16 protein-coding genes are annotated in these 16,843 nt (G+C 69.4%); 4 read left to right on the top strand and 12 right to left on the bottom strand.

Annotated elements, in window-relative coordinates:
- Nucleotides 1-4: 4 nt before the first annotated feature.
- Both ACFT4A_RS01770 and ACFT4A_RS01765 read right to left on the bottom strand, forming a co-directional pair.
- Nucleotides 5-844 carry an SDR family oxidoreductase gene (locus ACFT4A_RS01770; RefSeq protein WP_382824985.1) on the bottom strand — a complete coding sequence of 280 codons (840 nt, stop codon included), beginning with the start codon at nucleotides 842-844 and terminating at the stop codon, nucleotides 5-7.
- Between the two features lie 184 nt (nucleotides 845-1,028).
- Nucleotides 1,029-1,412, bottom strand: coding sequence for a DoxX family protein (locus ACFT4A_RS01765; RefSeq protein WP_382824984.1), 384 nt, complete (start codon nucleotides 1,410-1,412; stop codon nucleotides 1,029-1,031).
- A 257-nt stretch (nucleotides 1,413-1,669) separates the two neighbouring features.
- Between ACFT4A_RS01765 and ACFT4A_RS01760 the strand changes: the two genes are divergently transcribed.
- A complete protein-coding gene (locus tag ACFT4A_RS01760; protein ID WP_382824982.1) occupies nucleotides 1,670-2,593 on the top strand; it encodes an RNA polymerase sigma-70 factor in 924 nt (307 codons plus the stop codon).
- A 53-nt stretch (nucleotides 2,594-2,646) separates the two neighbouring features.
- Here the strand turns inward: ACFT4A_RS01760 and ACFT4A_RS01755 are convergent, their stop codons facing one another.
- Complete coding sequence (locus tag ACFT4A_RS01755; RefSeq protein ID WP_382824980.1) at nucleotides 2,647-3,150, bottom strand: MarR family winged helix-turn-helix transcriptional regulator; 504 nt, start codon at nucleotides 3,148-3,150, stop codon at nucleotides 2,647-2,649.
- Nucleotides 3,151-3,172: 22 nt separating this feature from the next.
- On the opposite strand from ACFT4A_RS01755, the gene ACFT4A_RS01750 reads away from it, so the two are divergent.
- Nucleotides 3,173-5,347: an MMPL family transporter gene (locus ACFT4A_RS01750; protein WP_382824978.1), complete on the top strand. Its 2,175-nt coding sequence runs from the start codon at nucleotides 3,173-3,175 to the stop codon at nucleotides 5,345-5,347.
- A gap of 28 nt (nucleotides 5,348-5,375) precedes the next feature.
- Entirely contained in the window at nucleotides 5,376-5,522 is a 147-nt protein-coding gene (locus tag ACFT4A_RS01745; protein ID WP_382824976.1) for a hypothetical protein, read from the top strand.
- Nucleotides 5,523-5,931: 409 nt separating this feature from the next.
- On the opposite strand, the gene ACFT4A_RS01740 is transcribed toward ACFT4A_RS01745, so the two are convergent.
- The 9 genes from ACFT4A_RS01740 to ACFT4A_RS01700 all read right to left on the bottom strand — a co-directional run bounded on the left by ACFT4A_RS01740 (nucleotide 5,932) and on the right by ACFT4A_RS01700 (nucleotide 15,931).
- Nucleotides 5,932-6,516: a DinB family protein gene (locus ACFT4A_RS01740; protein ID WP_382824974.1), complete on the bottom strand. Its 585-nt coding sequence runs from the start codon at nucleotides 6,514-6,516 to the stop codon at nucleotides 5,932-5,934.
- 56 nt (nucleotides 6,517-6,572) lie between these two features.
- The gene (locus tag ACFT4A_RS01735; protein ID WP_382824972.1) at nucleotides 6,573-7,595 is read right to left on the bottom strand and encodes a hypothetical protein; all 1,023 of its coding nucleotides are present in this window, start codon (nucleotides 7,593-7,595) and stop codon (nucleotides 6,573-6,575) included.
- Nucleotides 7,596-7,618: 23 nt separating this feature from the next.
- Entirely contained in the window at nucleotides 7,619-8,899 is a 1,281-nt protein-coding gene (locus ACFT4A_RS01730; protein ID WP_382824970.1) for a CHAT domain-containing protein, read from the bottom strand.
- A 2-nt stretch (nucleotides 8,900-8,901) separates the two neighbouring features.
- Nucleotides 8,902-11,373: a dynamin family protein gene (locus ACFT4A_RS01725; protein ID WP_382824968.1), complete on the bottom strand. Its 2,472-nt coding sequence runs from the start codon at nucleotides 11,371-11,373 to the stop codon at nucleotides 8,902-8,904.
- Between the two features lie 50 nt (nucleotides 11,374-11,423).
- On the bottom strand, nucleotides 11,424-11,801 hold the full coding sequence (locus ACFT4A_RS01720) for a hypothetical protein (protein WP_382824966.1): 378 nt from the start codon (nucleotides 11,799-11,801) through the stop codon (nucleotides 11,424-11,426).
- Between the two features lie 230 nt (nucleotides 11,802-12,031).
- Nucleotides 12,032-12,853 (bottom strand): phosphonate ABC transporter, permease protein PhnE, encoded by an 822-nt coding sequence (phnE, locus tag ACFT4A_RS01715; protein WP_382824965.1) that lies wholly within the window; start codon nucleotides 12,851-12,853, stop codon nucleotides 12,032-12,034.
- The gene (locus ACFT4A_RS01710) at nucleotides 12,850-13,734 is read right to left on the bottom strand and encodes a phosphonate ABC transporter ATP-binding protein (RefSeq protein ID WP_382824963.1); all 885 of its coding nucleotides are present in this window, start codon (nucleotides 13,732-13,734) and stop codon (nucleotides 12,850-12,852) included. Before ACFT4A_RS01710 ends, phnE begins: the two co-directional genes overlap by 4 nt.
- Nucleotides 13,735-13,739: 5 nt before the next feature.
- A complete protein-coding gene (locus tag ACFT4A_RS01705) occupies nucleotides 13,740-14,657 on the bottom strand; it encodes a phosphate/phosphite/phosphonate ABC transporter substrate-binding protein (RefSeq protein ID WP_382824961.1) in 918 nt (305 codons plus the stop codon).
- A gap of 137 nt (nucleotides 14,658-14,794) precedes the next feature.
- Complete coding sequence (locus tag ACFT4A_RS01700) at nucleotides 14,795-15,931, bottom strand: TIGR03364 family FAD-dependent oxidoreductase (protein ID WP_382824959.1); 1,137 nt, start codon at nucleotides 15,929-15,931, stop codon at nucleotides 14,795-14,797.
- Nucleotides 15,932-16,086: 155 nt separating this feature from the next.
- On the opposite strand from ACFT4A_RS01700, the gene ACFT4A_RS01695 reads away from it, so the two are divergent.
- Nucleotides 16,087-16,827 carry a GntR family transcriptional regulator gene (locus ACFT4A_RS01695; RefSeq protein ID WP_382824957.1) on the top strand — a complete coding sequence of 247 codons (741 nt, stop codon included), beginning with the start codon at nucleotides 16,087-16,089 and terminating at the stop codon, nucleotides 16,825-16,827.
- Nucleotides 16,828-16,843: the final 16 nt, after the last annotated feature.

The following is a 16,843-nucleotide window of genomic DNA, read 5'->3' as shown; positions in this document are numbered from 1 at the left end:
AAGATCAGCCGCCGGTGGCGAAGCCGGGGAAGAGCGTCATTCCGCCATCGACGTAGAGGGTGGTGCCGACGACGTAGTCGAGCAGGTCGGACGCGACGGCGACCACGGCGTTGGCGATGTCGTCCGGGTCGCCCACGCGGCGGTACGGGATCAGGCGCAGGAGGTCGGCCTCGGCCTCGGGGGTGGACCAGGCGTCGCGGTTGATCGGCGTGCGGATGGCGCCGGGCGCGACCGCGTTGACCCTGATCCGATGGGGGGCCAGCTCCTGGGCGAGGGTCTGCATCAGCATGCCCACACCGCCCTTGGAGGAGGCGTAGTTCACGTGGCCCGCCCACGGGATGATCTGGTGGACCGAGCTCATACAGATGATCTTTCCCGCCGACCGGGAGACCTCCTCCACCACGCCGCGCCGGATGAACTCCTTGGCGGCCTCCCGCGCGCACAGGAACTGGCCCGTCAGGTTGACGTCGATGACCTTCCGCCACTGGGCGAGCGTCATCTCCGTCACGGCCGCGTCCCGCTGGAGGCCCGCGTTGGCCACCATGATGTCGATGGTGCCGAACTCCTCGACCATCCGCGCGACCATGGCGGCCACCTGGTCCTCGTCGGACACGTCGGCCTCGTGGGCGTAGGCGCGGACCCCGAAGCCCTCGATCTCCTTCACCACGTTCTCCGCCTCGTGCGCGCCGGCGACGTAGTTCACCACCACGTCCGCTCCGGCCCGGCCCAGAGCGATGGCGGTCGCCAGACCGATGCCCGAGTTGGCACCGGTCACCAGCGCCTTCTGTCCCCTGAGAAGCTGCGCGGACACCACCCCGCGGCGCTCGCTGACGTTTCCTGCCATCACCATCTCTCCTTCTGCTGGACGTCGGCCGGCCCGTCGGGATCGACACAGGAGCCGTCGCACACCCGGCCCTTCGACGAAAGCACCCGGCGTCGCGGGTGGGACCGACCGGCGCGCAACGCAGCCGCACTTCGGCCGGGCACGTCACGCGGTCGGGCTACTGCCAAAGGTGACGGGAAGCCGGTCAGCCGGTGAAGGACTCGGGGCCGAAGCGGCCCCATGCGACGAAGGCGGCCAGGGCCAGGTAGATCAGGTCGCCGGCGATCGTGGCCCTCTCGCCACGGCGTAGACGCATGGTGACCGCGCAGGCGAACAGCAGGACGAGTCCGGTGGCGGCCAGTGGCACCAGGACCGGCGCGATGTCGAGCACCGCGGGAAGTATCAGGCCGACCGCGGCCAGCAGCTCGACGGCACCGATGGCCTTGAGAGCGCCGGGGCTGAACTCCAGGACCCACTGCGCAGAGGAGCCCATCGCGGCCAGCTTCTCCCGCGGCACGAACATCTTGGAGCTGCCCACCAGGCAGACGGTGGCGAGCACTCCGGCGACGACCCACAGCGCGACGTTCATCTCAACTCCCTGATCGAGGACTGTCACACCCGAGACGAGGCAGCGACGCGGCCTGTGACATGCCCGAGCCCGGACAGCGCAGAGACGTGGGTCACACCGCGCCGGCAGCCCGCCGGCGACCACCAGGTCGGCAGGTTCCACTGAGATCGGTCGCGGGTGCGAGCGTTGCCCGCTCCGCTCGCGCATCGGATCATCCTCGAAGGATGCCTCGTCGGCGCGCGTCCGGCCGGGCGCTCGGACCGCAAGGGGGAGTCGGCGTGAGCAAGGTCGAGGAGTTCGAGGAGCTGCGGCCGCTGCTGTTCTCGATCGCGTACCGGATCCTGGGCAGCGTGGGCGAGGCGGAGGACGCGGTGCAGGAGACCTGGCTGCGCTACGACGCCTCGACCACCCGGCCCGTGTCGGCCAAGGCGTTCCTGTCGGCCACGGTGACCCGGATCGCCATCGACGTGCTGCGCTCCGCCCGGGTGCGGCGGGAGGAATACGTCGGACCCTGGCTGCCCGAGCCGCTGCTGGACGATCCGTACGAGGACCCGGCGCGCGCGGCGGAGCTGGCCGACTCGGTGTCGATGGCGGCGCTGCTGCTCCTGGAGCGGCTCAGCCCGCTGGAGCGGTCGGTGTTCGTGCTGCGAGAGGTCTTCGGCTTCGGCTTCGACGAGATCGCCGCGGCGGTGGGGCGCTCGGAGGCGGCGTGCCGACAGTTGGTCGTACGGGCGCGCCGCCACATGAACGAGGGACGGCCCCGGTTCGAGGCGGACCGCCAGGAGCGGCAGGAGCTGGCGAGGCAGTTCTTCGAGGCACTGGCGCACGGAGACGTGGACGGACTGCGGAGCCTGCTGTCCGCCGACGTCCAGCTCGTCGGAGACGGCGGTGGCAAGGCCCCGCAGCTGGCCAGGGCTGTCGCCGGCGCCGAAAATGTGGCCAGGCTGCTCGCCACCGTCTACCCGCTGATGGCACGGGTCGACATCACATTCGAACTGCACGAGGTCAACGGCCAGCCCGGCGCACTCTTCCGCGACCGCAACGGCAAGGTCCTCCACATCCTCGCCCTCGATGTGCTCGACGGACAGATCCAGACCATCCGCTCGGTCATCAACCCCGACAAGCTCGGCCACCTCGGCCCAGTCGCCGACGCCTGGGCCGTCGACCGGGAAGTGAAGCAGACCCGCAAGCGGACGCGGTGACCTCCCGACCGGCCTGACAGCGGGCGAGAGACCGTCCGGCACGGCGAGGACGTTCAGCTCCGGTCGCGACGCAGCAGGACGAGCTCCTGGTTCATCTCCCCGAGGAATCGTGCGATCACCGTGAGTTCCTCGGGCGTGAAGCGGGCCCGCGCGGTGTCGGTGCTCCGCGCGAGCGGCCGAAAGTATTCCCTGGTCAGACCCCTGGCCGCCTCCGCGAAGTGCAGGTGGACCACACGCCGGTCGTCGGCGGCCCTGACCCGGCGGATGTGACCCGCCTTCTCCAGTCGGTCGAGGCACGCGGTGACCGCGCCGGACGTGAGGTTGAGCTGCCTGCGCAGGCTGGTGGGCGTCATGGGCTCGCCCACACCGTCCGGGTCGGCGTCCAGGATCGCGATCAGGGCCTGGATGTCGGTGAGATGAAGGCCGTGCGCCTGTGCGAACTCGTGGGCGATGCGGTTGAACTCGCCGTTCATCCTGCGCAACAGGACGGCGAAGGACTGCAACCCCGTCGGGTCGTCTCCCGGAAGAGGTGTCGAAGGGGTGCCTGAGCCACTCATGCCTCCAGTATATGATCACTCAATGATTGAGATACTTACTCGTCGACTTACTTCCGGTGCTGGGCATGACCGCGGGAACCGCGCACCGCGCTGGGCCCGGTGGCTCGTGCCCCTCGTGCTGCTGCTGGTCTGGCTGGGGGTGGGCGGAACGCTCGGACCGTATGCGGGCAAGCTGAGCGAGGTGGCCACCAACGACCAGGCCGCATTCCTGCCGCGGAGTGCCGAGTCCACCAAGGTCCTCACGGCCCGTGAGAAGTTCGACCAGTCCGAGACCCTGCCGGCCATCGTGGTCTGGACGACGGACGGGAAGCGGGTCACCGAGGCGCAGCGGGCAGCCGCCACCGACTCCGTCGGCGCACTGGCCGGAAGGGCCGGGGTCGCTGGCCGGCCCTCCCCCGCCCTGCTCTCCGACGACGGGCAGGCGCTGCAGGCCGTCGTCCAACTCAAGCCCGAACTGGGCGAGGAACTGCCCAAGGTCCTCGACGAGGTGCGCGCCGCGGCGCGGAAGGTACCGGGCACCGAGGCGCAGGTCGCCGGCCCGGCGGCGAGCCAGGCCGACCTGTCGGACGCGTTCGCGGGTATCGACGGACTGCTGCTGGGCGTGGCGCTGGCCGCCGTGCTGGTGATCCTGCTGCTCGTCTATCGCAGCGTCCTGCTGCCGTTCCTGATCATCCTCGGCTCCGTCTTCGCCCTGGGACTGGCCTGTGCGGTGGTCTACGCGCTGGCGGAGCGGGACGTGGTCCGGGTCGACGGCCAGGTGCAGGGCATCCTGTCCATTCTGGTGATCGGCGCCGCCACCGACTACGCCCTGCTTCTGGCCGCGCGCTTCCGCGAGGAACTCGCCGTGAGCGGAGACCGGGCCATGGCAGCCCGGGCCGCGGTGCGCCGCTCGTTCGGTGCGATCACCGCCAGCGCGGCCACCGTGGCCCTCGGGCTGCTGGCCCTGCTCGCCAGTGACCTCACCAACAATCGCGCCCTCGGACCGGTGGGCGCCATCGGCATCGTGTGCGCCGTGCTCTCCACGCTCACCTTCCTGCCGGCCGCTCTGGCCCTGCTGGGCCGTGCCGCCTACTGGCCCTCGCGTCCGAAAGCCCCGGACGCGTCCGCGGAAGGCCACGCCGTGTGGCGCGGGGTTGCCGCCCGGGTGGACGCGCGACCGCGCCGGACCTGGGTCGTGACCGTGCTCGGCCTCGCCGTCTTCGCGGCCTTCTCACCCACGCTGTCCGCCAAGGGCGTGCCGCTCGACGAGATCTTCGTGAACGACGCTCCCTCCGTCGCCGCCCAGGAGACGATCAGCGAGCATTTCCCCGGGGGCTCCGGCAATCCGGCTGTCGTCATCGCCGACGCCGACCGTGCCGATGCGGTGACGGCCGCCGTCCGGAACACCGAGGGCGTGGCATCGGCGGGCACGGTCTCCGCCTCGGGACGGCCTGGGGCCGGTGAGCCGCAGGTCGTCGACGGACGTGTCCGCATCGATGCCACGCTGGACGCGGCGGCGGACAGTGACGCGGCCAAGGAGACCGTCGAGCGGCTGCGCGAGAACGTGCACGCTGTCCCCGCGGCCGACGCGCTGGTGGGCGGCTACACGGCGCAGCAGTACGACACCCAGCAGACCGCGGCCCGGGACCGCATGGTGATCGTTCCCGTCGTGCTCGGCATCATCCTGCTGATCCTGGTCCTGCTTCTGCGCTCGATTCTGGTACCGGTGCTGCTGGTGGCGACCGTCGCGCTCAACTTCCTGGCGACGCTGGGAGTCTCGGCGCTCGTCTTCGAGCATCTCCTCGGGTTCAGCGGCACGGATGCGTCCGTCCCGCTGTACGGATTCGTCTTCCTGGTGGCTCTCGGCGTCGACTACAACATCTTCCTGATGTCCCGGGTACGAGAAGAGGCGCTCGAACGAGGCTCACGTGCGGGGGTGCTGCGGGGGCTGACCACGACCGGTGGGGTGATCACTTCAGCGGGTGTGGTGCTCGCCGCCACGTTCGCGGCGCTGATGGTCATCCCCCTGGCGTTCCTGGTGCAGATCGCCTTCATCGTGGCCTTCGGGGTACTGCTCGACACCCTCGTGGTCCGCTCGCTGCTGGTACCCGCACTCGTGATCGACATCGGCCCCCGGGCCTGGTGGCCCAGCGCCCTCGCCCGCGGCGAGGGGCCTTCGGCAAGGGCGGGACACGCGACGGGACGGGGCTCGGCCTAGCGGGCAGCCCGTGGAAAGGAGCCGCTCCATGCGGGTCGCAGGTCGCAGTAAGAGCCCGGGGCCGTGCAAGGTCATGGACCGGCTCACCGACCTCACCGCGCTGCGGCGCCAGCGGCAGCACGTAGCCGACGGCGACGGTTCCACCCCGTACCCCGCCGGCACAGCGCGACGGTGATGACGTGCGCGCGCGGCGGGGCGGGATGACGGCCGGCGGTGACATCACCGACAGCGCTCTCGGCGAGGGAAGCGAACGTTGAGCGGCCGGTCGACAGTCCGAAACGACTCGCGGCGAAGTGGTCCTGCGCGCTCCGCTGTTTGCAAGAGCGTGCGGGCGTTCGCCTGGATCGACGACGAGATCACAAAGGCGGATCGCGACCGGGTGAAGGAGCACCACGATGGTCCCGCCCTACCCCTATTGGTGTGAACGGAGGCCGCGTCGACGGTCACCGGGGTTCAGTCCACCTCGCCCAGGGCCCCGAGTTCGTCCAGCACCGCTCAGAGTTCATCAGGAATCAGACGCTTCGATGGATCAGCACCCACGACCGGCACATGCCGCACGAACATCAAGTCACGTGAGACAACTTCTAAGCCTTGATTGGTGAGGCCGACCTGGCAGCCTGCTCGATCTTCGCGCAGTAGGCCGCACGGGCTTCCTCGTCGATCTGCTGCTCGTGTTCGGCGCGCACCCCGGTCCGGCCGTCGAGGCCCTCGCGCAGGATATCGGCGTGCCCGGTATGCCGGATGGACTCGCCGAGGACATGGACCATGATGGCGAACAGGTTCGTGTTGAGATAAGGCTCCGGCCACCACGGCACGTGGCCGGGGGCGTCGAGGGGAAGCTCGTTGATCGTCGCGTCCGAGTGTTCCCACGTGCGCCGGTAGAACCCGATGATCTGATCACGGGTCTCGTCCTCGGCCGCCCATAAATCGCTGCCGTCGTAGTCCTGCCACCCGGGCAGCGGTTCCGGGGAAGGGCGGTCGAAGACCTCGCCGAAGTATCTGGCCTCGACGGTGGCCACGTGTTTGACCAGGCCGAGGAGGTTGGTCCCGGTCGCCGTCAAAGGCCGACGGGCGTCGTATTCGGACAAGCCGTCGAGTTTCCAGAGCAGCGCCTCGCGGTCCCGCCGCAGTCTCCGGTGCAGGTTGTCTTTCGCGAACTCATCGATCATGCCGCATGAGCCTGCCATGGGCTGCTCGTGGTCTCAAGGTCCCATACGTGGTCCTCTCATCGGGACAATGCAGAGAGGCTGAGGAGTAGATGGGAGGACTCCGGGTGGTGGAAATCGGAGTGAGCACCGCCCACGGACAGGTACCTGACTCTGGGCCCGCGGTAGCGCCATGCGGCATCCACATTGACGATCCGATAATCCAACGTTGCATGGGAGTAGGGCTCGTCGGTCGGCAGCAGGCGGGTGGTGAATTGGGGCGCCGGTGCGACCGCTGCTCCGGAATGGCCGATGCCGGGAGCGGACTCTGCTCTCAGATGCCAGAAGCCCGTTGCGGTGTCCCAGCGTGAGTACGTCAGGACGAGTGGGCCTCCCAGGGGCGCTCCGGGCTTTCCGGCTTGCGGAAAGAGATCCGGGAACATCTGGGAGAAGGCGTCGCGGGGTGCCGCCATCTGGAAGATCAAAGCGCTGTCGACCGTGAAGGGTCGTCTGAGATCGCCCGGGGTGCATGCCCATCCCAGCACGGCGGGCAGCTCGGGGTGGCCCGCCGCCCATTGCACGGCCTCACACAGGAAGCGGCCCCCGAAGGAGTGACCGAGCAGATGCAGGTATTGGCCGTTGCTGTTGGCCATGACCGGCGGTCCGTCGGGGACGGTCCGATGGTGTTCCAGGTATCCCAGGAGGTGACCGAGCACCTGCGGCGCGTGACCTGTCCCGGGAGTGCTCATCGCGTGGGCGCGGTCGCGGATCTTCCGGTATCCCGACCGGGAGGGAGAGCTGGATGACGGCCAGCACACGACCACGACCCATGGCCGGTAGCCGCCTTCCAGTCCGGAGTACAGGCCCGGTTGGGTCGTCGCCAGTACCCGGGCCGACTGGATCAGGCCGGTGGCATGGCGGACGGCGGTGCGCGGGGACGTCTGCCAGCCGTGGACGTAGACGTAGATGTCCGTGGCTCGGGGCGGAACGGCCACGTGCCCTGCGAGATGTTCAGCGATCCGGTGCTGAGGAACCGGTGTTCGGCCGTCGGCTCCGAGTAGGCGGCCTTGGTCGTCGAGCCGGACGACGGCCGAGGCGACCATGGCGATGTCCGGGGACCGACGGCTCATCGTGTGGCCTCCATTCGGCTGTCGATTCCGCAGTGCAACGAGTAGGTCAACGCCAGTGGGTTGGCAAATTCGCGCGCGAAACGGTGCACGAGGGCCATGGTGATCTCGCCGGCCGTCAGACCACTGCCCAGATAGAGATCGAGGAATGCGTACGCATACTCCGCAGCGAAGCACTGCGGAATTTCTATCTGTGAGCCCAGCACACCGCACGCACCCATGTCGACAAGGGCCTTGCCCAGATGCTCGAGTTCCGGCGACGCGGCTGCCTGGCCGGTGTGGCAGGCGTTGAGGAGCACGAAAGGGCGGAAGACCGCGTCCGGGGAACCTTGGTATCTGGTCCGTTCCCGCAGGACCAGATCCGCATCGATGCACCGTTCGTCCGAGAGCTTGACGGCGAGGTGGTGATGCTGCGAGCCGTTGTCGACGAAGCGGCCGTGACACCAGAAGTACATGATGTCGTCGTCCACGACGGCCTCCGCCAAAGCGCTCAGCAGCGTTGCGGACTGCGCCCGCACCGTCAGGGTCGCGCGTTCTTCCAGCAGCTTGCGAACCTGGGGTGCTCGGCCCACGTGAGCAAGGGACACATCGGTGTTGAGGCTCGCCGCCGGCAACCGACGACGCGCCATCTCCCCCTGGATCATCGGGTACGACGCACCGGTCTGCTCCACCTGATGCCGGTAGCCGAGGAAACCGGCGAACGGGTGACGGTCGTCCGGCCTTTCGACGGCGAGCATCGGCCAGGGCAGATGGAGATCGGAGTCGAAGCTGATGCGCAGCCCTTCCTCCCCGCCGAGTACGCCCAACAGGTAGGAGCGGAACTCCTTCACCTCATGGTTCTCCCCGGCGAGCAGCCGGTCGAGCAAGTACTGGCCCTCCCTGGCGAGCTCGGCTGTGAGCAGTTCGGCAACCGCCGAGTGCGGGGTCAGATCGGCTGCTTCGGCGAGGGGGAAACCGGCGATGGCGGTGCCGTCGGCGTCCACCGGCTGATGCCGTACGAACAGATCTCGCCAGGTCGTACGCAGCCGCCCGGCCGTCCTGAGGACGCTGGTGACGGACGCGGTGAGGTACGCATGGTGGATCCGTGTCCGGGGGCCGCGCTCGCCGGGCCTGAAAGCGGTCATGTGCAGCCCGTCGGTTCCGCTGCGTCGCAGGGCCACGATGAGGTCCAGCGGGGCGACCCCGCGCGGTGCCGCCTCTGGTGCTCCTCGGCGCGGGGGCAGAGCCGTAAAGTCGCGCGACGGATTGTGCAGAACATGAACCGTCGCCTCCTGAGACATGGTCAACTGCTTCCCCCTCCAGCAGTGCCGGAGACGGGTGCGAGCAGGGGCGCCGGTACGTCGACGATCGCCTCGAAGTCCTGGAGCACCCGCCCGAGGTCACGGTCGTACACGGTGAAGCGCAGTCGGTGAGCGCCGGGTTCACGCGCGATGAAGTTGAACGCCGCAGGGGCGCCTTCGGCGGCGTACTCGATCGCCGGCGGCTCCAGGAGAGCCGGAGACAGGGCGGAGGAGACCAACACCATCGGAGGCAGCTTGCCTTCCGTTGCCGCCCCGCCGGGGATGGTCGGCTCGAGCCTTACCTCCACCACGACCGGCTCACCGACTCGCAGGGCCACAGACCGCAGTGTCAGACGAGGCGCCCACGGCTGCCGCCCGCCCGTGGCCAGTCGGAGGTGCTCAGCCGCGTGCTCCTCCTCGGCGGCGCGCATCTCCTCGACGAGCAGGCGATACTCCGCCTCGATGTCATGCAGCGAGTCGAGGCAGGACACCAGGTCCGCCTGCTGTCGCCGCACGGTCCGGGCCCGCGGCATGATGCCTTCCGGCCCATGGCTCTCTGCGGTAAGGAGGAACCCGCGCAGCGGCTCCACAGCCAATGCGGCCACTTCCTCGGCGTCGTGCGATGCGCTCTTTCGCAGCGCCGTGGCCACCTTCGCGGCGACATCGGCCCGCAGCCGCGCCTCCAGTTCGGAGAACGACGCCAGGGAGATCAACCAGGCGGTCACCTGGGCTATGCCGGGGAGGGGCACACTGCCCTGGATGCGGTAAAGCGTCGAAGCAGAGATCGGCGTCACCGTGGCGGCCAGTATGCGCGGCATGAAAGAGTCCTCGTGTAGGCCGACAGGCTCCGTGCCGAAGAGATCCCCCAATTGACGCACGACGTCCTCCAGCCTGTTCTGCACGGCGTCAGACCAGATGTCCACCTCTTGTTGGGCCCGCTGCAGAAGCAGGCTGGCCAGTTCATCGGCCCGCGCCCGCAGGGATTCATGCACCCGGAGTGTCACTTTCGCCGTGAGCTGGGCCTCCGCCGCCCATCGCGGGCACTCGTCAGCGACGTGGTTGAAGAAGCGCTCCCCCTCCAGAACGACTCTCTCGCGGGTCCGCTCGACAAGAGTGGCCCCCTCATGAACGGCCTGCCGGTGTCGTTCGGCGAGGACGGCTTGTTCGCTCCGAAGCACCCCCAGTGCGTCGTGCCCGGATCCCACCAGGGAATCCACAGCCATTCCCAGGTCACGAGCGGACCGCAGAAGAGCGGGCCTGCGCTGTGTCGCGGCCCGTTGTAACAGTGCCCGTTCGAGTTCGGGAACGCCGGTGTCGGTGATCGCCGCACCGTCCTGTCCTTCCCGGGCGATCAGCGCCCCTCGGGCCTGGACGAAGAACAGCTCGTCGCCGGAGCGCATCAGCGGAGTCACCTGCTCGCGCAGGAGCGCGCGCAGGGCGGACCGCTGGTCCTCGGCCACCAAGTCCTCCTTGTTGACGACGAGGAACACGGGGACGGACTGCCGTGCTCGTAGGCGATCGCCCAGAAAGCGGGATTCCTCGTACAACAGCGGAGCACCCGCCGTCAGCACCACGATCAGCAGGTCGGCGTCTCGCACGGCTTCGGCCCTGTCGTGCCACCCATAGGGGCGCTCCGCGTTCAGGCCGGGTGAGTCGACAAGGACCAGGCCGTCCCGGCACAGCTCCGCCGGCCAGCGGATCTCGGCGCGTTCGTAGCGCGCATCCGGCCTCAAGCTGTCGTAACCGGGCGTGAGGTGTGCCGCGACGTCCTGGACGGCGACCTCTGTGCGGGGCGGTGGAGGAGATCCGCCGGAGAGGGCTGGATACAAATATGCCGTGGGGGCCGGTCCGTAGGAGACCTCGGTTGCCACCGCATTGCCGCGCTCGTGGGAGAGCACCTCGGCGCCCATGAGGGAGTTGATCAGAGTGCTCTTGCCCGCGCGGCTCGGGCCGACCACTGCGACCCGGAAGCGGTCGTTCGCCAGGGCTGAGGATTGCCGCAGGAGCCGTTCGTCCGTGTCTCCCCTGCCGAGAGCACGCGCCGCCGCCGCGCTCCGTCGCACCAAGGCGATCAGACGGCTGCGATGGTGATCTCGAGCCACGTGGCCTGACCGGGATTCGACCGGGTCCGCCAGCATGTCCGGTTCACCGGTCCGCTCGGCCCATGCGCGCAGAGCCGCAGCGAATTCCACGTCCGCGGCGGCCCGTGCGGACAGAGCGGCTCTCAGCTGGTGAGCACGCTCTGTCCGGGTTGGTTCCTCCTCCAGTGCGGCCATCTCGCGAGCCCCCGACCCGGCCGCCTGGGTCATGCCGACCGCGTCCGGCTGCTCCAGTCCAACGGAGCCGCGCACCAGGTCACTCAGCGCGGCCCACGCCTGCCGTTCACGCTCCCCGGCGTCGCGCCTCGCCAGCGACGCCAGCAGCCGCGCAGGAATCTCAACCACGTCCCACCCCGCCCCCTGGACGCGCTGCAACAGCGCCCCCACAGCACGTTAGCGCTCGGACGACCGCCGATGGGCCGCTATCAAGCGTCTGGCCCCGCACCCGCCCGGCGCAGGGTGTCACCCTGGTACAGCTCGACCAGGCCGCGCATTTCCGGGTAGCGCCGGAGAATCCGAGCCAACAGATACCCATGACCGCCACCGATGTCCACGATCCGCCGCCCCATCGCGTTGTTGAAGATCTGTCCCAGCTCCGGGCGAGCGATCAGATGCGAGAACAGGTCGGTACCGCGCACGTACTCGAAAGGGCACTCTCCGGTCCGGATGACGTGCCCGAGCGCCGCGTACGCCTGCTGCAATGCCGGCTGTCCCTCGTAGCGGAAATGATCCCGCAAGGAACCCGGTATTTCCGAGCGCAATGTCTCGGCCAAGGTGTTGAGCGCGAAGGTGTTCGGAGCCACTTCGGTGAACCGTCAACCGGCAGCGGACCTTCGGCGAGTTGATCGGCCACGCCCAACTCGGCCACGGCGTACAAGAGATGCGCCAACCTCAGGCCACACATACCGGACCCGGAAGCCGTACGACGGCTTGCCCTTCGGGCGAACCCGCGGCCCTGCGCATGTCTCAAGCCCCGGGCTACCGGACCGAACCGCGCGCCGAACCCAGGCCGCCGGGCCCCGGGCTCGGGGTGCTACGTACCGATGCGGCGGCGTACGAAGGCCGAGAGCTGATCGACGGCCACGACGAGCACCATGACCACCAGCAGATGGGTGGCCATCTCGTCGAACCGGAACAGCTTGATGGACTTGTTGACGAGGAATCCGATGCCGCCGGCGCCGACCAGGCCGAGGACCAGGGACGAGCGGACGTTGACGTCGAACCTGTAGAGCAGCAGGCCCACGAACTGGGGCACAACCGCCGGCAGCACGGCGTGCGCGGCAACCTGCAGACTTGAGGCGCCATTGGCGCGCAGGGCGTCACGGGGGCCCTGGTCGATCTCCTCCATCGCCTCGGCCCACAGCTTGCCCATCACACCGGTGTTGTGGAACACGAGAGCCAGCACACCGGCGAACGGCCCCAGGCCCACCGCGGTCACGAACACCAGGGCGAAGACGACGTCGGGCACCGCGCGCAGGAAGGACAGCACCGACCGCGCGGCCTGGTACACCCAGCGGTTCGGCGCGGTCGTCCGAGCCGCCGCGAGAGCCAGGGCCAGGGCGAACGGCACCGACAGCGTGGTGCCGAGCAGCCCGATGTACAGCGTGACCAGTGCGGCGTCGATACTCGGCTTCAGCACCTCGGACCACGACAGATCCGGTGGCAGCGCCTGGCCGATGAAGTCGGCCATTCCGCGCCATCCCTGCGCCAGTGCCGTCGGCGAGAAGTCAGTGCCCCGCCAGGCCAGGACATGGGCGACGACCAGGACGGCAGTGATCGTGAGCGTCACCGGGGACGGCCATCGCCGTCGCGGCGGGGTCGGCCGCTCAACCGGCGTGAGAACATCCGTGCTCATCGGGACTCCTGCCGGGGGAGACGGCGATCAGGGGCGTAGAGGGCGTCCAGGTCGGCCTCGCTCACCTGGTCGGCGGGCGCGTCGAGCGTCACTCGTCCGCCCAGCAGGCCGACAATGCGGTCGGCGTGGCGGCGGGCCAGTCCGGGCTGGTGGAGTACGGCGGCGACGGCCAGGCCCTTCTCTCGGGCCAGGTCCGCCAGCAGGGCGACCACCTGTTCGGCCGCGGCCGGATCGAGGGCCGATACGGGCTCGTCCGCGAGGACGATGTCGGCGCGCTGGCACAGCGCCCGCGCGATGGCGACTCGCTGCTGCTGCCCGCCGGACAGCCGTCCGACCGGCTCGGCCGCGCGGTCGGCCAGGCCGACCCGGTGCAGGCACTCCATCGCCTCCTCGCGGAGCGCGGCTGGAAACAGCAGTGGGGTCAGGGAGCATCGCAGCGGGAGACGGCCCAGCGCCCCGGCACAGACGTTGTCCAGCGCGGAACGGCGGCGGACCAGATGGATCTCCTGGAAGACCATGGCCGTGCGCCACCGCAGCCGTGCCCTTTCGGCGCCATGCAGTCCACCGAGCTCACGGCCGTGAAGGGCGATGGAGCCGCCGTCCGGGGTCTCCAGCCCGATGATGCAGCGCAGCGCGGTGGACTTTCCCGAACCGTTGGCACCGAGGAGGCTGACGAACTCCCCTGCCCGCAGGTTCAGATCGACCGAATCCAGCACGGCCGTTCCGGAGAAGGACTTGCTCAGCCCGCGGACCGCCAGCGGCGTGCCCGATGCCGTGGGCCGCTCCATGGCGGAACCCCCGGGCGAGCCGGGGACAGGCTTGCCCGCCCCCGGAACCCCCCGGACGGCTGCCGGCGAGTACGGCGCGTCGTCGGTCGGCATGGCGATCAGACGTCCTTCTCGGTCAGGTCGAGGGCGGATGCGAGCTCGAACAGCGGCTTGTAGGTCTCCTTGGTGACGGCTACCAGCGGGCCGGGCGGGTCGATGTCGAGGAAGGCGCCGACCTCGGCGACAGCGTCGGACTCGAGGTCGAGCAGAGCCTTCTTGACCGCGTCCTGGAACTTCGGGTCGAGTCTGTCCGAGACAGTGATCGGGTCGTTCGGGATGGGGGAAGAGGTCCAGATCCGGCGGTACTCGGAGGGGTCGAAGCTGCCCTCGGCCTTCGCTGTCTCCAGCTGTTGGCTGTTGATCTCCGCTGCGTCGGCCTTGCCCTTGGTGAGGGCGAGCAGCGCCTCGGGGTGACCGCCCGCGTAGTTGATCTTCACCTTGTCGACGTTCGTGGTCTTCAGCGCGTACCGGGGCAAGGCGTCACCCGAGGTCGAGCCGGGGCTGGAGAGTGCGAGCGACTTGCCCTTGAGGTGCTTGAGAGACTTGACGGGCGAGTCGGCGGGGACCCAGATCCCCCCGGTGTACGTGCTCAGCGCGCCCTTGGCGTCCGCGAAGGAGACGAGGGCCCGCGCATGGGCCTTCTCGCTGGCGAAGACGTAGCCGAGGGGGCCGAACTGGGCGATCTCGAGCTGGCCGTTGCGCATGGCGAGCACCTCGGCGGAGTAGTCCTCCACGACCTTCAGTTCCACCGGGCAGTCCAGCTTGCTCTCCAGGGCCTTGGCCAGCACCTCGTAGGCAGGCGTGAGTTTGGCCGGGTCCTCGTAGGGCTCGATACCGAAGCGGATCCTGCCGCCCGGGCAGGAAGCGGCGGCCTTGCCGGAGTCCTTGCTGCCGGACGGGTCGGAGCTGCAGCCGGCGCCGAGCAGGGCCAGGGCCGAGACGGCCGCGAGGGCCGTCAGGGAGCGCGTTCTGCGCATGGTCGTTCTCTCTTCCGGGGGGAGGCGCCGGCCACCGGGTGGCAGTCCGGCGCGGGTTCAGCAGGGGCGGAACGGATGTAACGGGTTGCGGTGGGAGTGGGGCGGAGGAGGCTGCGAGGCGGGCAGCCGGGCGCCGGTCAGCGCAGCAGGTCGTCGAGGACCTCCGGGGCCAGCCCGAGCGCGGTGGTCATGCCGATGCCGGCGGTCACGGAGACCACCCGGACGCCGGGCATGGGCGAGGCGATCAGGAACGGCCGGTCGGCGGCCGCGTAGACGCCGCGCCAGCGTTCCCGGACGGTGAGCCGCTCGGCCCCCAGGAGACGCGCGGTCTCCTTGAGGACGTGCTGGTCGAGGGCCTCCGCGTTGAAGGGATCGAGCGTGGTCGCGTAGGTATGTGTGTCGCCGATGGTCAGGTCGCCGTCGGGCCGCTGGGTGAACATCAGGTTGAGCCCGATGTCGATCAGCTCGGGGTGGTCCGCTCCCAGCCGGTCCCGGACCTTCGCCCGGGTCGGGCAGACCCCGAAGCCGTCGTACCGCAGAAGCGAGAAACCACTGAGCACCGCGGGGTCGATGGCCCGGCCGTGCGGGTCGGCGACGCGGAGCATGTGCAGGGCGCAGCGCCGTACTCCGGCCTGCTCGGCGAGTTCCGGGAAGTGACGGTCGACGTCGTGGCCGACGGCCATCACGGTGCGTCCGGCCCGGATCCGGCCCCTGCTGGTGCCCACCAGGTCCGGTTCGATCGTGTGCGCCGTGGTCGCCCAGTGGAAGCGGACGCCCTGGAGGGCGAGCCAGTCGGCGATCGCGTGGGCCGCCTGGCGCGGGTCGACGCGGATGTCCAGCGGCAGCCAGGCGCCTCCGAGGACCCCGAGGCCGACGGGCATCCGCCGGGACACCCCCACCGCGTCGAGCAGCACCACCTGGTCGCCGCCCCGGGCGGCTTGGAACTCCTCGAGCACGGCGTACTCGTCCTCGGCCCGGGCAACCACCACGGTGCCGCTTTCGCGCACCCTCAGTCCGGCCTCGTCGGCCAGTCGCAGCCAGCGGCTCCGTGCCTCGAGCGCGTACCGCAGTGCGTCGCCGTCCTGCGCCGTGAAACAACCGTGCCCGAAGTTGCGCACCGATGCGCCGGTGGCCCGCTCGTCACGCTCGACGACGGCCACGGACATGCCGCGGCGCACCGCGTCCACGGCATGGGCGAGCCCCACGATGCCCGCGCCGACGACCACGAGGTCGGCGGAGCCGAGAGGCTGGTTCCGCTGCTGCGCACTTGTCATGACAAGTAAAGTCGCGGACGCCGAATCAGCCGTCAAGACTCAAGGGCATGTAGTCATCCACAGTTCATCGAGAGGTCATTTTCGCAGTTCAGAGGGACTTCTTTACGACAGGCAGCCCTTTCCGACCCCCTCCACAACCTGTATGGTCAAGTGTCATGGACGGACCTCTGCACGGGCGCATCGCATCTGACCTGCGCCGCCGGATCGCTTCTCAGGAGCTGCCACTCGGCGCACCGGTACCTTCCGAATCGCAGTTGTGCGAGCAATGGAACGCCTCCCGCGGTCCGGTCCGGCAAGCGCTCGCCACCCTGCGCGCGGAGGGTCTCATCGGCGGCGGCCGGGGCAAGCCGCCGGTGGTGCGCAGCCACGTGGCGCCGCAGCCATTCGAGACCTTCTGGTCGTTCTCGCGATGGGCCGAGGAACTGGGCCGCACGCCGGGCCAGCGCACCCTCGAGGTCGCCCGCCGCCCGGCGTCGCCGGAGGCGGCCGACGCCCTCGAACTCGAGGAGGGCGAACCCGTCGTCCAACTCCTCCGGCTGCGGCTTCTTGACGGCGTGCCAGCGATGATCGAAAGAACCACATTCGTCTGGCCGGTCGGCCACCTGCTCTTCGACTTCGACTGCGACTCGGGGTCGATCTACGCCTACCTGAGCGGCCAGGGCGTGGACCTCAGTGTGGCCCGTCATGTGATCGACGCGGTCGCCGCGGACAGCACCGACGCCTCACTGCTGACGACCCCTCAAGGAACTCCTCTGTTGCGGGAGCGCCGGCGCACCCGTTCCCTCACGGGCGAGGCCCTCGAGTACTCCGACGATCGCTACCGCCCGGACGTCGTCTCCTTCACCATCGAGAACTCCCAGCAGTCTCACCCGGCGCTGCTGCGCAGCCCCAACTGACCTTGTACCACCGGGC

Source organism: Streptomyces sp. NPDC057099, from assembly GCF_042671245.1.
In the GTDB taxonomy this organism is placed as follows: domain Bacteria; phylum Actinomycetota; class Actinomycetes; order Streptomycetales; family Streptomycetaceae; genus Streptomyces; species Streptomyces purpurascens.
The sequence above is the reverse complement of the archived record's forward strand: the minus strand, read 5'-3'. Positions and strand labels throughout refer to the sequence as shown.